This is a genomic window from Achromobacter sp. T5-5 (assembly GCF_055397965.1).
Window position 1 is genome coordinate 3,835,533 of sequence record NZ_AP027919.1, and the last position, 15,898, is coordinate 3,851,430.

Annotated in this window: 12 protein-coding genes; all 12 read right to left on the bottom strand. The window is 66.2% G+C overall.

Annotated features, from left to right (window positions below):
- Nucleotides 1-155: 155 nt before the first annotated feature.
- On the bottom strand, nt 156-1,751 hold the full coding sequence (locus ACZ50Q_RS17490; protein WP_464079106.1) for a methyl-accepting chemotaxis protein: 1,596 nt from the start codon (nt 1,749-1,751) through the stop codon (nt 156-158).
- Between the two features lie 341 nt (nt 1,752-2,092).
- Entirely contained in the window at nt 2,093-3,817 is a 1,725-nt protein-coding gene (locus ACZ50Q_RS17495) for a methyl-accepting chemotaxis protein (protein ID WP_076521335.1), read from the bottom strand.
- A gap of 135 nt (nt 3,818-3,952) precedes the next feature.
- The gene (locus tag ACZ50Q_RS17500; RefSeq protein WP_464079107.1) at nt 3,953-4,420 is read right to left on the bottom strand and encodes a hypothetical protein; all 468 of its coding nucleotides are present in this window, start codon (nt 4,418-4,420) and stop codon (nt 3,953-3,955) included.
- 30 nt (nt 4,421-4,450) lie between these two features.
- Complete coding sequence (locus tag ACZ50Q_RS17505) at nt 4,451-6,310, bottom strand: methyl-accepting chemotaxis protein (protein ID WP_464079108.1); 1,860 nt, start codon at nt 6,308-6,310, stop codon at nt 4,451-4,453.
- A 101-nt stretch (nt 6,311-6,411) separates the two neighbouring features.
- Nucleotides 6,412-8,268, bottom strand: a complete 1,857-nt coding sequence (locus ACZ50Q_RS17510; protein WP_464079109.1) for a methyl-accepting chemotaxis protein — start codon at nt 8,266-8,268, stop codon at nt 6,412-6,414.
- A 141-nt stretch (nt 8,269-8,409) separates the two neighbouring features.
- Entirely contained in the window at nt 8,410-9,669 is a 1,260-nt protein-coding gene (flgL, locus tag ACZ50Q_RS17515; RefSeq protein WP_092582861.1) for a flagellar hook-associated protein FlgL, read from the bottom strand.
- Nucleotides 9,670-9,715: 46 nt separating this feature from the next.
- On the bottom strand, nt 9,716-11,389 hold the full coding sequence (gene flgK, locus ACZ50Q_RS17520; protein WP_092582860.1) for a flagellar hook-associated protein FlgK: 1,674 nt from the start codon (nt 11,387-11,389) through the stop codon (nt 9,716-9,718).
- A 73-nt stretch (nt 11,390-11,462) separates the two neighbouring features.
- Nucleotides 11,463-12,440, bottom strand: coding sequence for a flagellar assembly peptidoglycan hydrolase FlgJ (gene flgJ, locus ACZ50Q_RS17525; RefSeq protein WP_092582859.1), 978 nt, complete (start codon nt 12,438-12,440; stop codon nt 11,463-11,465).
- Nucleotides 12,441-12,445: 5 nt separating this feature from the next.
- Nucleotides 12,446-13,582 carry a flagellar basal body P-ring protein FlgI gene (locus ACZ50Q_RS17530; protein WP_092582858.1) on the bottom strand — a complete coding sequence of 379 codons (1,137 nt, stop codon included), beginning with the start codon at nt 13,580-13,582 and terminating at the stop codon, nt 12,446-12,448.
- A gap of 3 nt (nt 13,583-13,585) precedes the next feature.
- Nucleotides 13,586-14,275 (bottom strand): flagellar basal body L-ring protein FlgH, encoded by a 690-nt coding sequence (locus ACZ50Q_RS17535; RefSeq protein ID WP_092582857.1) that lies wholly within the window; start codon nt 14,273-14,275, stop codon nt 13,586-13,588.
- Nucleotides 14,275-15,060, bottom strand: coding sequence for a flagellar basal-body rod protein FlgG (gene flgG / locus ACZ50Q_RS17540; RefSeq protein WP_076521344.1), 786 nt, complete (start codon nt 15,058-15,060; stop codon nt 14,275-14,277). Before flgG ends, ACZ50Q_RS17535 begins: the two co-directional genes overlap by 1 nt.
- A 51-nt stretch (nt 15,061-15,111) precedes the next feature.
- Nucleotides 15,112-15,876, bottom strand: coding sequence for a flagellar basal body rod protein FlgF (locus ACZ50Q_RS17545; RefSeq protein WP_464079110.1), 765 nt, complete (start codon nt 15,874-15,876; stop codon nt 15,112-15,114).
- Nucleotides 15,877-15,898: the final 22 nt, after the last annotated feature.

Below are 15,898 nucleotides of genomic sequence, written 5' to 3' on the forward strand. Positions count from 1 at the left end.
GTCCGCCAACTTGCGGGAAGGCATACGCGCACGCTGGGCGCACACGAAACAACGGCCGCTTTTCGCGGCCGTCATCGTTTGCGCCTGGCTAGCTTGCCGGCCCCTGAACCCAACCGGCACGTTTCGCCATGCCGGCCTATCCATGGGACAGTCGGCTAGTGCTGGCCGACCACCCGGAACACCCGGATGGTCTCGCGCAGCGCACCCGACTGGTTGCCCAGTTGCGTCACCGCGCCGCCCAATTCCTGCACCAGCGCCGTGTTCTGCACGGTCATCACATCCATCTGCGAGACGGCGGTGTCCACCTGCTCGATACCGGTGGACTGCTCCTGCGAGGCGCGCGAGATCTCGCCGATGATGTCGGTGACGCGGTGCACCGCCGCCACGATCTCCTGCATCGTGGCGCCGGCCTGCTCGGCCTGCGCGGAGCCTTCCGTGACCCGGTCGACCGAATCCTCGATCAGCGCCTTGACCTCCTTGGCGGCCTGGGCGCTCTTTTGCGCCAGGCTGCGGACTTCGCCGGCGACCACCGCGAAGCCCTTGCCGGACTCGCCCGCGCGCGCGGCCTCGACCGCGGCATTGAGCGCCAGGATGTTGGTCTGGAAGGCAATGCCTTCGATGATGGTGACGATGTCGGCGATCTTGCGCGAGCTGTCCGAAATGCCATGCATGGTGTTCACCACCTGCCCGACGGCCACGCCGCCGCGCCGCGCCACGTCCATGCTGCTGGCCGCCAGCTCGTTGGCCTGCCGCGCGTTGTCGGCGTTCTGGCGCACCGTGGACGTCAGCTGCTGCATGCTGGCGGCGGTCTGCTGCAGCGAGGCGGCCTGCCCTTCCGTGCGTCCGGCCAGTTCCTGGTTGCCGCGCGCGATGTGCACGGCGGCATGCGTCGTGCCCTCGATGCCGCGATAGACGTCCTGCGCAATGCCGATCAGGCTCTTGCGCATGACTTCCAGCGAGAACTTCAGGCTGCCCACTTCATCGTCCGACTCCGGCACGATCTGCGTCGTGAGGTTGCCGGCGGCCACCTGGCGCGCCATGTTGGCGGCATCGAGCATCGGCTCCAATAGCGAACGCGACAGGCTCCAGCCCATCGCGAAGATGGCCACGATGCCCAGCCCGATGGCGCCGCAACCCAGCGCCGCGCCCCACGGGCTCAGGCTGGCCCAGTTGGCGTGCATTCCATACCCGCCAGCGGCCGCCACGATGGCGGACGACAGCGTGGCATGGCGCAGCATCCGGCTGCGCACGCTGTTGCGGAACGGAAAGGCCAGCACATCCAGGCCGCGGCGCCAACCGGCGCGCACCGGCCGGCCGCGCAGGATGCGCACGCCCGTGGCCGTGCCCTCGCGCATGCGGGCATAGAGCGCCTCGGCCATTTCGATCTGTTCGTCGGAAGGGCGCACCCGGACCGAGGAATAGGCCACCACCTCGCCGTTCTCGACGATGGGCGTGGCGTTGGCCAGCACCCAGTAGTAGCCCCCGTCCTTGCGGCGATTCTTGACCACGCCCAGCCAGGACTCGCCGGCCTCGAGCGTCTCCCACAGGTCCGCGTAGGCTTCCGGCGGCATGTCGGGATGGCGCACGACGTTGTGGGGCTTGCCGATGAGTTCCTCCCGCGTGAAGCCGCTGACTTCGACGAACGCGGGGTTGGCGTAGACGATGCGTCCCTTGGTGTCCGTGCGCGAGATCAGGTACTGATCCTCGCGCAGCTTGGTTTCTGCATTGGTGACGGGTAAGTTGACGCGCACGACTTTGTCTCCGGTTACAACATATACGACAGTAGCTTCTGACGGCGTTCAACCGGGTCCGGACACGACGCCCCGCATCGATCCGCTGCTGCACGCTTCGTCTGGCTCCCGAATTCCGGGCTGCCATCGAACACTGTGTTCTTGGCCTGAACGGTCAGGCACTCATACGTTTACGGTCATCTGAATGAAAACTTAACGTGCTTATTACTTTTTAACTTTTTTAAGCCGTAGTTTTTATAACTTATGGGCATATAAAACACCCCGGACCCGGGCGCCAGACGAAAAAAGCCGCGCCGACCCCGCAAACGCGGGATCGGGCGCGGCCCGGGATGACGCGGAGATCAGTTCAGCGACGGCGCGGAGTACCCGCCAAGCTGATGCGCCGGCACTTCGATCACTTCGCCCGCATTGATCTTGAACACCGCCACCGCTTCGGCCAGGCGCTGCGCCTGTTCCTGCAGCGAGCCGGCGGCGGCCGCGGCCTCTTCCACCAGCGCCGCGTTCTGCTGCGTCACCTCGTCCATCTGCGACACCGCGCGGTTCACCTGGTCGATGCCGCTGGACTGTTCCTCGGACGCCGCCGAGATCTCGCCCATGATGTCCGTCACGCGCTTCACCGAGGCCACGATTTCCTGCATCGTCGCGCCGGCGCGTTCCACCTGCTGCGAACCCGCGCCCACCTTGGACACCGAATCCTCGATCAGGCCCTTGATTTCCTTGGCCGCTTGCGCGCTGCGCTGCGCCAGCGAGCGCACTTCGCCCGCCACCACCGCAAAGCCCTTGCCCTGCTCGCCCGCACGGGCCGCTTCCACCGCCGCGTTCAGCGCCAGGATGTTGGTCTGGAACGCGATGCCGTCGATGACCGACACGATTTCCGAGATCTTGCGCGAGCTGGCCGAAATGCCTTCCATGGTGTGCACCACTTCCGACACCGCCGAACCGCCGCGCTCGGCCACGTCCGACGCGCTGGCGGCCAGTTGATTGGCCTGGCGCGCGTTGTCCGCGTTCTGCTTCACGGTCGAGGCCAGCTCCTCCATGGAGGCAGCGGTCTCTTCCAGCGAAGCGGCCTGCTCTTCGGTGCGGCTGGACAGGTCGGTGTTGCCGGCCGAAATTTCGCGCGAGCCCACCGTGATTTCGTCCACGCCGCGGCGCACCGTCGACACGGTGCGGGTCAGGCTTTCCTGCATGCGCTTGAGCGCCGCGAAAAGCTGGCCGATTTCGTTATGCGACCGCACTTCCACGCGGCCGGTCAGGTCGCCCGCGGCGATCTTGTCGAAATGCTGGCCGGCTTCGACCAAGGGGCGCACCACCAGGCGGCCAAACAGGATGCGGGCAAGAATCATCAGCAGCAGCGCCAGCCCGACGGCAATGCCGACCGCCACCATGGCCAGGTTGAAGTTCGCTTCGGCCTGGTCGATCGTGGCGCGCTGCTGGTCGTTGATGTACTTGTCGAACTGGGCGATCGCCTCGATGAAGGCGGCGCTGCGCGGCGTGCCGTATTCGTTGTTCACCATGTAGAACGTCGAATAGTCTTCGCTGCGCAGGGCTTCCACCATCGTGTCCACCCCGTCATCGATGTACGAGCGGTAGCGGCGCACGAGGTTCATCGACAACTGGCGGCCAGTGTCGTCCTCGAGCATGTTCTTCTGGAAATCGGAGAAGCGGCTGCGCACGCCGGTCAGCAGATCCGTCGCGCCCTTGAGCGCCGCGGCCGCGTCGCGCGCCGAATTCTCGCCGCTGCCCCAGCCGGACTCCTGCAGGTGGCGCGCCGCCACCATCAGGCTCACGCGGGCGCGCAGCATGTCGCTGTTGATGATCTCGACCTGCTTGGCGCGCTCGGTCAGCGAATTGACCTCGCGGATCGATTGATAGTTGCTTTGCAGGAAGTAGGCCGCCAGGCCGCCCACCGCCGCGATCAGCAGTGCGAAGAACGCCATCACCCACAGCAGCATCGTGCCGACGCGGGCGTCGCGCAGCCTCAGTTTGCGCTTGACCTTGGGTGCGCGCGCGGCTTTTTTCTTGCCGGCCTTGCCGGGCTTTGCACCGGATTCGAGACTCGCTTCCATTTATTTCCCCATCCCTCAGGAACTGCTCTGACCAAATGAAAAACCACCCTGTGGACATGCCCTGTTACACAGGGTATGCACTCAGGGCGACGACCATCGGGCCTGAGGCCCGATGTCTTCTGCCGAACTGCAGGGCTATTTGCCCTGAGGCGCCAGACCGGCCGGTTCGCCCGGACCCGGAATGTAGATCGTTTGCACCTCGGGCTCTGTCGCCGGCCGAGCCCAGTCCTGAGTCGTCTCAGGCGCGGGGGCCGGTCCCAGCAATTTCTGGCGTTCCCAAGGTTCCAGCAGAATATTGGTGCTGTCGACGAGCCGCATCAGGCGGCCATCAGGGCCGAACTGCAGCAGCGCATCCTTGCGGCTGTAGAGGCCATCGTTGACAAAACTTATCTTGAAGGACCAGAGCGCCAGCAAGGTGCCGTCGCTCTGTTTGAATTGTTGGGCAGGCGGCGCGGTCAGCGCGCGCGCCGCGTCTTCCAGCGTCGTCTGCCCCGGCGTCAGGGTCGACAGCTTGCTCGGATCGAAGTTGTGACCCGTCGCCGCGCAGCCAGCGAGAAAGGCCGCAAACGCGGCCGCCGCCAGAAGATGTAGATAACCTCGCATACCCCTGCCTATATGCCGGCGATGCCGGCGTCAGAAAGATTCCCAATCATCGTCCGAAGGCGCCTGGCGTCGGCTGGAGGCCGGTGCGGAAGCAGGCTTCGGATCGGGCTTGGCCGCGGGCCCCGGACGCGTCGCGGGCCGGCGCGGCGGACGCGCAGCCGTGGCGCCTGCGGCGGGTTCCGGCTTGGCGCGGGCCGAGTGCGTCAGGCGCACGGCGGCCGGCTTCGCGGCGGGCGCAGCGGGCTGCGGCTCGGCCTCGGGCGCCGGCGCGGCCACGCGGGCGGCGGGACGGTGCTGTTGCGCCAACTGGCGCGCCGGCACTTCGATCACTTCGCCCGCATTGATCTTGAACACCGCCACCGCTTCGGCCAGGCGCTGCGCCTGTTCCTGCAGCGAGCCGGCGGCGGCCGCGGCCTCTTCCACCAGCGCCGCGTTCTGCTGCGTCACTTCGTCCATCTGCGACACCGCGCGGTTCACCTGGTCGATGCCGCTGGACTGCTCCTCGGACGCCGCCGAGATCTCGCCCATGATGTCCGTCACGCGCTTCACCGACGCCACGATTTCCTGCATGGTGGAGCCCGCGCGTTCGACCTGCTGCGAACCCGCGCCCACCTTGGACACCGAATCCTCGATCAGGCCCTTGATTTCCTTGGCCGCTTGCGCGCTGCGCTGCGCCAGCGAGCGCACTTCGCCCGCCACCACCGCAAAGCCCTTGCCCTGCTCGCCCGCGCGCGCCGCTTCCACCGCGGCGTTCAGCGCCAAGATGTTGGTCTGGAACGCGATGCCGTCAATGACCGACACGATTTCCGAGATCTTGCGCGAGCTGGCCGAAATGCCTTCCATGGTGGTGACCACTTCCGACACCGCCGAACCGCCGCGCTCGGCCACGTCCGACGCGCTGGCGGCCAGTTGATTGGCCTGGCGCGCGTTGTCCGCGTTCTGCTTCACGGTCGAGGCCAGTTGCTCCATCGAGGCGGCCGTTTCTTCCAGCGAAGCGGCCTGCTCTTCGGTGCGGCTGGACAGGTCGGTGTTGCCGGCCGAGATTTCGCGCGAACCGACGTTGATCTCGTCCACGCCCCGGCGCACCGCGCTCACGGTGCGCGCCAGGCTTTCCTGCATGCGCTTGACGGCGGCCATCAGCGCGCCGATTTCGTTGGTGGAATTGACGTCCACACGCACGGTCAGGTCGCCGGCGGCGATCTTGTCGAAGCTCTCGCCCACGGCGCGCAGCGGACGCAGCACGACGCGGTTCATGAAGAGGAACGCGCCCAGCGAGACCGCCAGGATCAGCACAGCCAGTGCGATATAGACATAGGCCATCACCGAGGCCTGGGTGCGCGCCGAGGCCACCAATTCCTGGCTGTACTTGTTGATGTTGTCCGCGAACTCGCCAAGCTGCTTGGAAAAGAGCCCGCTCGCGGCGCCCGTCTTGGTGTTCTTCAACGTCAGGTAGGTCGCCGAGTCGCCCTTGTCGAGCGCGGCCATCATGCTTTGCAGGGAATCGGCGAAGCCATTGAACGCAGCCAGCAGTTCGCCTTCCGAACGCTTGCCCAGGTCGCTCTGCTTCGGCGTGGCCTTGAACGCCTCCATCTTCGTCTTGGCGTCGGCGATGAGCTGCTGGACGATGCGCGAGTTCTCGGCGGCGCCGTTCGCGTCGCCCGCGGCGCGCTGCGCGGCGGCGATGTCGGCACGAATGGTCGCGCGCAGCATCTGCGTATAGGAATCCTTGATCAGATTGCTCTGCTGGACGCTCAGAGAATCCAAAGCGTTGATCGCCCGGGTGTTGGACTGCATGCTGTTCCAACCGAGGACGATGGCAACGAGCGCGGCCAGAGCAACTGCCAATTGGGCAAGCATCAAGCCTGTGCGCACCTTCAGATTGCTAAACATTTCCGTAGTTCCGGTAGTCGTCCTGGCGGCGCTCCCCGCGCCGCCGGGCCGTAAAGGGGATGTTCTCTACTTCCTGTTCACTGCACTGGCGGAACGATCCGTCAGAAAGACTCCCAATCGTCATCCGAGGGCGGCGCACGGCGCGCGGCGGGAGCCTTGGGGGCCGCCGCGGCAACGTCCGCCGCATCGGTGGCGCGCGGGGCCGGCCGGCGCACGGGGCGCGCGGCGGTCGCGCCCGCCGGCTTGGGCCGGGCAACCTGCGTCAGACGGGGCGCGGCCTTGGGCGCCGGTTCGGGCTGCTCCGCCGGCTGGGCGGGCGCATGCTCCGGCGCCGCCTGCGGTGCCGCCACGCGGGCGGCCGGACGGTGCTGCTGCGCCAACTGGCGCGCCGGCACGTCGATCACTTCGCCTGCGTTGATCTTGAACACCGACACGGCTTCGGCCAGGCGCTGCGCCTGTTCCTGCAGCGAACCGGCGGCGGCCGCGGCCTCTTCCACCAGCGCCGCGTTCTGCTGCGTCACTTCGTCCATCTGCGATACCGCGCGGTTCACCTGGTCGATGCCGCTGGACTGTTCCTCGGACGCCGCCGAGATCTCGCCCATGATGTCCGTCACGCGCTTCACCGACGCCACGATTTCCTGCATGGTGGAGCCCGCGCGTTCGACCTGCTGCGAACCCGCGCCCACCTTGGACACGGAATCCTCGATCAGGCCCTTGATTTCCTTGGCCGCTTGCGCGCTGCGCTGCGCCAGCGATCGCACTTCGCCCGCCACCACCGCGAAACCCTTGCCCTGCTCGCCCGCACGCGCCGCTTCCACCGCGGCGTTCAGCGCCAGGATGTTGGTCTGGAACGCGATGCCGTCGATCACCGACACGATTTCCGAGATCTTGCGCGAGCTGGCCGAGATGGCCTGCATGGTGCTGACCACTTCCGATACCGCCGAACCGCCGCGCTCGGCCACGTCCGACGCGCTGGCGGCCAGTTGATTGGCCTGGCGCGCGTTGTCCGCGTTCTGCTTCACGGTCGAGGCCAGCTCTTCCATCGAGGCAGCGGTCTCTTCCAGCGAGGCGGCCTGCTGCTCGGTGCGGCTGGACAGGTCCGTGTTGCCGGCCGAGATTTCACGCGCGCCCAGGTTGATCTCGTCCACGCCGCGGCGCACCGTCGACACGGTGCGGGTCAGGCTTTCCTGCATGCGCTTGATGGCGCCGAACAGGTGGCCGATTTCGTTGGTGCTGCGCACTTCGATGCGGCCGGTGAAATCGCCCGCCGAGATCTTCTCGAAATGGTCGCCAGCTTCGTGCAGCGGACGCAGCACGGTGCGGTTGATGAAGATCCAGCAGCCGACGGCCAGCACCAGCGCGATGGCCAGCATCACGATGGTGACGATGCGCGAGATGTCGTGATCGTCCTGCGCCTGCGCGGCCAATTCGTTGGTGCGCGTGTCGACGAACTGCAGCACGTTGTTGACGGCTTCGCGGAACGCGGTGTTCGCGGCGCTGCCTGCGTCGTTCAGGTCCAGGTATTGCTGGATGGCAAGATTCTTCAGGGCGGAGGACTGGCGCTGGTAGACGTCGTCGAACTGCTTGTAGGCCGCCTCGAGCTTCTGCACCAGGTCTTCCGAGCCGGCCATGCGCGGGGCCTTGCGGAATTCATTCAGCGTCTTCACGCCTTCGGCCATCAGCGCATCGGCGCGCTGGGCCTGCGAGGTGGACTGCTCGGTCTTGCCCTGCTGCATGTCCATCAACGACGTTGCAAGCAGCAGACGGCCGCGCAGGAAGATGCTGTAGGCGCGCTGGAGCTGCGTCGCCTGGTCGGAATAGGCGGCGTTGATCTGTCCCAGCTTGTCATTGCTGGAATTCAATCCCATCCACGCCACGCCGTTCGAGATGAACATGGCGCCCGAGAAGAGCAACAGCACCAGGATGATACAGGTGCGAACTTTCAAATTACCAAGCATGAAATATCCGAGCGTTGAGCAACGAAAAACGACACTACCTACCCTACACGCACCACGGACGCCCCGGCCCCTGGCCGGCAGCGTCCGAAAGGTGCGCCACGCGCAGCGCCATGAACCGGCGCGGCGCCGAAACTTATCGCATCACTTGCGGCTGAACAGGCTGGACCCCTGGATCGTCATGAACGCGGCCGAGGCCGCCTGCAAGGCCACCTGCCGCAGCGCGAGCTGGCTGGCGCCGGCGTAGTAGTCCAGGTCTTCCAGGTCCGACAGCGACTTCGAGTACGACAGGCCCTTTTGCGTGCCGGTGGCGTCCAGCGCCTCCAGCTCGTTCAGGCGCGCGCCCACCGAGGCGCCGACCGTCAGGACGTTGTCGTAGTTCGAGGCCAGCTTCTTGTTGGCCGTGGCCAGTTCATTGTTCAGGCGAGCCAGCGCCTTCTCGTCGCCCGCGATGGGCGAGTCGAGCACCTTGATCAGGCTGTCCAGCGTGGCGAACATGTCCAGGTCGGCCGACTGGATGTTTTCGACGTCGATCACGTCGCCATTCTGCGGCGTGCCCTTGACCACCACGGCGACGCCGCCGAAGTCGATGCTGGTGCCCGGCGTGTACGCCGTCGGACCGGCCGGCGGCGCGGGGCTGATCACCGGCGGGACGGGCGGGGTCGCATTCGGTTCCGTCGTGATGACGCGGTAACCCATGTTGCCCGTCGCGGGATCGGATTCGAACTGCAGGCTGAAATTCTTGCCGATGTTGGCGCTGTTCGGGGTGACCGACACGGTGCCGAACTCGGCGGTGCCGGCGTTGGCCGGCGATGCGGTGGCGACATACGCCTGCGAACCCGGGTTGGCGCGATTGAAGATGTCGCTGCCCAGGTCGCTGGTGGAAAGCTGGCGCGACTGGTCGACCTGCACCGTGCGTTCGCCGGTGGCGCCGCTGTAGACGATCTTGCCGGTGGCATCCTGGGCGTACGGCACGACGCTGCCCTCGTAACCCGAGAACAGGTACTGGCCGTTGCCGTCCGTGCTGTTGGCCAGGCCCAGCAGCGCGTCGCGGGCGCTCTTGAGCGCCGTCGACAACGCCTGGCGGTCGCTGTCGGCGAAGGTGCCGTTGCCGGCCTGCACGACGCGCGTGCGCACATCCTGCAATGCGGTCGTGATCGAGTCCAGGACGTTGGCTTCCTGCCCGAGGTTGGTCTTGGCCGTGTTGCGGTTCAGTCCATACGTCGAGTTCATGCTCTGCGTCTGCGCGACGCCGATCGACAGCGACGCCGCCAGCGGATCGTCCGCCGGGCTCAGGAACTTGCGGCCGCTGCCGACCTGCTCAACCAGGCGATTCATGTCGGATTCCTGGGCGAGCACGCCGCTCAGGCCGTTCGTGTACATCATCGTGGTGCTCAGACGCATGGTGCAGCTCCGAAATGCTTTCTAGTATTCACAATCAACGTTCTGATCAGCCGCGCAGGCCCAACAGCGTGTCAAAAATGGTGCTCGCCACATCGATGATGCGGGCGCTGGCCTGGTATTGCTCCTGGTAGAGCGACAGGCTCACGTACTCTTCGTTCAGGTTGACGCCCGACACCGCCTGCTGCGCCGCCGTGGTCTGCTTGATCAGGTTGACCTGCGCGGTGGCGGCGGTCTTGATCTGCTGCGTCTGCACGCCGACCGTGTTCACGACCTGCGCGAACATGTCGTTGATGCTCATGGTGCCGTGTCCCAGCAGCTTGGTGTTCTGCAGTTGGGCCAGCTTCAGCGCGTTCTTGCCGTTGGCGTCGCCACCCTCCGCGTCGGCCGCGGCGACCTTGTCCGGATCCGTGATCACGACTTCGATGTCGCGGGCGGCGTCGCGCGTGGGCGACAGCGACCACTTGTCGCCGGCCTGGGGCGGCGCGTTGATCGTCAGCGTCACGCCCATCTCGTTTTCGAGGTTCAGCGTGGCGGTGGGCGGCGTGCCCGTGGCCGGGCCGTTGTAGACCTGCGCGCCTTCCGGCAAGCGCACGACCTGGTAATTGGCGCCGTCGAACGAGATCTCGTAGTCCTTGGCGTTGATGTTCGCCAGGTTGGTGAATTCACCGGAGATCTGTGCGTTGCTCTTGTTCTGCGTGTTCGGCACGCCCTGGGGCGAGCCGATGCTGAAGAAATCCGTGCCCGGATTGCCGCTCTGGTCCAGGCCCTGGTTGTGCTGTTCGTTGAACGACAGCGCCAGGCCGACGGCCATCTGGCCGAGCTGGTTCTGCATGACGTCCAGGGACGACGCGCGGAACTGCAGCAGGCCGCCCAGCTTGCCGCCGGTAACGTCGGCATCCTTCATCTCGACCGCGACGGTCTTGCCCGTGCCCGCCGGCAGCGTGTAAGCCAGGACGGTGCGGCCCGCGTCGGACGACGACGGCACGGCCTGCAGCGGATAGATGGAGTTGCCCGAGAGCAGCGACTGGCCGCCCTTGGTGAGCGAAATGCTGATCTTGTCGCCCTGCTCGTAGGTCGTGATGCCGATGAGCTGGTTCAGTTCCATGACGGCCTGGTCGCGCTGGTCGAGCAGGTCGTTCGGGGGGCTGCCGCCGGCCTTGCCGGACGCCAGCGAAATCTGCTGGTTCAGGTCGTCGATGCGGGTCAGGTAGCTGTTGACCTGGTCCACCGTCGTGGAGATCTGGGAATTCAGGCCTTCGCGCTGGTTCTGCATCTCCTGGTAGGCCGAGCGGATCTGGGTCGTCAGGCTGTTGGCCTGGCCGATCAGGTCGGCGCGCGCCGCGGGATCCGCGGGCTTGCTGGCCACCGTGTTCATGCTGGTGAAGAAATTGGTCAGGCCCGGGGCGATGCCCACGGTGCGGTCCGAGAACAGGTTGTTGATCTGCGAGACCTGGTCGAGCTGCGCCTGGAGCTGGGCGCCGCTGCCCTGCGCGCCGACGAGCTGCTTGTACAGGAAGCTGTCGTAGCTGCGTTCGACGGTATCAACCTGGACGCCGCGGCCGATGTATCCATTGGTCGTCGCCTGGGCACCCGCGGTGGAGGTCATCACGCGCTGGCGGTTGTAGCCGACCGTGGTGGCATTGTTGATGTTATGACCGGTCGTGGCCAGGCCAGCCTGCGCCACGTTCAACCCGCCCAATGCCGTTTTGTACAAATTCATGCTGACAATGCCCCGTATGTAACCGCAGCTGTTATCTCTGGATACTCCATTTACGGCAGGAGCTCAGCCAAATTTAGAGTCCTTCCAGCATCCGCCGTGAATTTTCCACGCTGGATGCGGCGCCCCGGAGCTGCCCCATGATGCCGATCAGCTTCTGGGCGTAGCGCGGGTCCGTCGCGTAGCCGGCATCCTGGATCCGCCGGGCCGCCTCGATCTCGTTGCGGGCCGTCGTCACGCTCTCGTAGCGCGGACTGTTGCCGATCAGGCGGGCGTAATCGGCGAACGATTCCTCGTAGGAGGAGTACGCACGGAACGGCTGGGTCACCTTCTTGGCGACGCCATCCTCGTATTCCGTGGTCAGCACGTTGACGACCTTGCCCTTCCAGCTTGCGCCGGCCTTGATCCCGAAGAGGTTGAAGCTGGTGCTGCCGTCCTCGTGCTTGATTTCGCGCTTGCCCCAACCGGATTCCAGCGCCGCCTGGCCCATGATGAGACGGGCCGGCACGCCGCTTTGCTGCGACGCCAGATTGGCCGCGCGCGACATCCGGGACACAAAGTCCACCACATGATCGGGCGCCCCTTCCGCCGCGGCCAACGCACGGTCGGCGGGACGGTTGTTGCGCATCACGTTCAGCAGCGCCGACACCTCGCGCGAACCGCCCGTGCCGAAATCCAGGTCGCCGCCCTGGCCGATGCTCTTGATGGCCTCGTCCGACATCTCGCCGGGCTTGCCCTGCTGCATCTGCGCCAGGATCGCCTGCGACAGCCCGATCCCCGGCGAGGCCAGGTGCAGCGCAAGCTGCTCGTCCGCCATGGACTGCAGCATCTGGGTCTGCTGGGAATCGAACAGGCCTTCCTTGGGCGTGGCCTCGCGCATGCGCTTGAGCATCATCTGCAGGAACAGGGCCTCGAACTGCTTGGCCACCTGCTTCTGCTGCTCGGTCCCGGCGGGGTCCTGCTTGACGTCCCGCTTCAGGTCCGACAGGCGGCCCATGTCGAAGACCGAATCCTGCCTGGCGCTGCCGCTGGCCGCATCGTGGGTGTATGCCATGGCCGTCAGATGATTTCCAGTTCGGCGCGCAAGGCGCCCGCGCTCTTCATCGCCTGCAGGATGGCCAGCAGGTCCTGCGGCGTGGCGCCCAGGGCGTTCAGACCCTTGACCACGTCAGCCAGGTTGGCGCTGGTGCTGACGCGCTGCAGCGAGCCATTGTCCTGGCGCACCTCGATCTGGGTGTTGGGCACCACCACCGTCTGTCCTTGCGTGAACGGCGTGTCCGGTTGGACGACCTCGTTCTGGCGGTTGATGATGACGGACAGGTTGCCGTGCGCCACCGCGGCCTCTTCGATCATGACCGTGCGGTTCATGACGACCGAGCCGGTGCGCGCATTGATGATGACCTTGGCGACGGTGGGCGCGCGGGTGACCTGCAGGTCCTCGACCTGCGACAGGAAGCGGGCCTGCGAAGCCTGCTCCATGGGCGTGCGGACCTGGATGACCCGGCCATCCAGCGCCGTGGCCGTGCCCTGCCCGAAGCGGCGATTCAAGGCCGTGGCCACGTTCTGCGCCGTGCCAAAATCGGTGCTGTTCAGCTCGACGTGAATGTAGCCGTCGCGCGAGAACGTGGTGGGCACGCCGCGTTCGACGATGGCGCCCGCGCTGATGCGGCCGCCGTTCAACTGGTTGATCTGCACGCTGGAGCCGCCGGACGACGCGCCCGCGCCGCCGACCAGGATATTGCCCTGCGCGATGGCGTAGACCTGGCTGTCCGCACCCTTGAGCGGCGTCATCAGCAGCGTGCCGCCGCGCAGGCTCTTGGCGTTGCCCATGGAGGACACCACCACGTCCAGCGTCTGGCCCGGCCGCGCGAACGCCGGCAGGGTCGTCGTGACCATGACGGCCGCCACGTTCTTCAACTGCATGTTGCTGCCGGCGGGCACGGTGATGCCCAGCTGCGACAGCATGTTGGTCAGGCTCTGCTGCGTGAAGGGCGTCTGGCGCACCTGGTCGCCGCTGCCGTCCAGGCCCACGACCAGACCGTAGCCGATGAGCTGGTTGCCCCGGACGCCCTGGATGCTTGCCAGATCCTTGAGCCGATCGGCGTGCGCCGCGCCGGCGCCCGCGGCCAGCCCGACGGCGACGCACACCCGTGCCAACAGGGACAGCAATGCGGATATCGGAGTCGGTTGTTTCATGATTTAGAACGGCGAAGCGATCAGGAAGAAGCGTTGCAGCCAGCCCATGGTCTGGACTTCGTCCATGACGCCCTTGCTGCGGTACTCGATGCGGGCGTCGGCCACCTGGGTGGACGAGACAGTATTCGTGCCCGTGATGGAGCGCGGATCCACCACCCCGGCAAAGCGCACGTATTCGCTGCCGCGGTTGATGGCGATCTGCTTTTCGCCGGCGATCTGCAGGTTGCCGTTGGACATCACGCCGACCACCGTGGTGGTGATGGTGCCGGTGAAGGCGTTGTTGGCCGTGCTGTCGCCCCTGCCCTGCAACACGTTGGCGCCCTCGGCTTCGGTGTTCAGGTTGGCGTTGGCCCAGCTGTCCATGAACGAAGGCGCCGCGGCAATGCCCAGGCTGGCCGAGCCGCTGCGGTTGGTGTTCGTCGCCACGTTCTTGGACGCATTGGTGCGCTCGTTCAGGACGATGGTGACGATGTCGCCGACGTTGCGCGGCCGGCGGTCTTCGAACAGGGGGTAATTGCCGTAAGTCGTGGGCTGGTAGATGGAGCCCGTGGGCTGCGCCAGCGGCATAGGCGGCGGCGGCGGCGCCGCCGTCGTCGGCCCGGTCACGATGGGCTCGGGCGGAATCATGGCGCAGCCAGCCGCCAGCAGGGCCAGCGCGGACGCAAATACCAGGCGCAGGACAGACATGAGCATCACAGTTGGGTCAGGCGGGCCAGCATTTCATCCGACGTCTTGACGGCCTTGCTGTTCATTTCGTAGGCGCGCTGCGTGGTGATCATGTTGACCAGTTCTTCGGCCACGTTGACGTTGGACGTCTCGACGTAGTTCTGCATGATCGAGCCCGCGCCGTCCACGCCCGGCTGCAGCAGGTTGGCCGGACCCGACGAGTCGGTTTCCAGGTACAGGTTTTCGCCGACGCTCTGCAGGCCGGTCGGGTTGATGAACGTGGCGATCTGCAACTGGCCGATCTGCACGTTCACGCCGGCGGCGCCCGGCTGGGTCACGGACACCATGCCGTCGCTGCCGATGGTGATGGACAGGGCGTTGTCCGGCACGTTGATCGGCGGCTGGATGACGTAGCCGCTGACCGTGACGAGCTGGCCGTTCTGGTCGCGCTGCAGCGCGCCGTCGCGCGTGTAGGCCTGCGTGCCGTCGGGCAGTTCGACCTGCAGGAAGCCGCGGCCGTTGATGGCGACGTCCATTTCGCTGCCGGTGTTGTTCAGGTTGCCGGTGGTGTGGATGCGCTCGGTGGCGGCCACGCGCGCGCCGGTGCCCAGCTGCAGACCCGACGGAAGCTGGGTGGCGTCGCCCACCTGGGCGCCCGGCTGGCGCAGGGTCTGGTACATCAGGTCCTGGAACACCGCGCGGCCGCGCTTGAAGCCGTTGGTGGAGACGTTGGCCAGGTTATTGGAAATCACGTCCATGGAGGTCTGCTGACCTTCCAGGCCCGTCTTGGCGATCCACAGCGAACGCATCATGATGAAGTACTCCGGTGCCGCGGCTCGGCCGCGAGCGAAATGTTATTTAAATCAGGCGCTTACCGACAGAATGCCGTTGGCGCGTTCCGCGTTGCGGTCCGACTGCTGGATCACCTGCATCTGTTGCTCGAAGCGGCGGGCGTTTTCGATCATGCCCACCATCGACGCCATGGGATTGGTGTTGCTGCCTTCCAGCACGCCCGACAGCAGGCGCAGGCCGGGGTCGGCCGGCAGCGGCGGCGCGGGCTGGCCGTTGACCGGCGCCATGCGGAAGACGCCGTCATCGCCGTGCACGAGCTGGGCGTTGTCGGGGTTGACGAGCTTGAGCCGGCCCAGGTTCAGGATGTTGTTCGGCGGGTCGCCCGCGCCGATGGCCGTGATGGTGCCGTCCGACGTGATCGTCAGCGAAGCCTGGTCGGGCACGTCGATGGGGCCGCCCTGGTCCGACATGACGGGCTGGCCCAGCGAAGTCTGCAGGAGGCCGTTGATGCCGACCTGCAGGCTGCCGGCGCGCGTGTAGGCCTCGCCCTGCGGCGTCTGCACGGCGATCCAGCCATTTTCGCTGGACAGCGCCACGTCCAGGTCGCGGCCCGTGGTCTGCATGGTGCCCATCTGGAAGCTGTTGCCGGGCGTGGACGCCACCGTCGACACACGCGTAGGCAGGCTCACCCCGTCCGTCACCGGAACCGAGCGGTACAGCGCGATCTGCTCGCGAAAGCCCGCCGTGTTCACGTTGGCCATATTGTTGGAGAGCGCGGCCTGGTGCTCCGTGATCCGCGCTGCGCCATTCATGGCGGTGTAGATGATTCGATCCATTGCCTATTCCGTCGGTGTCGTC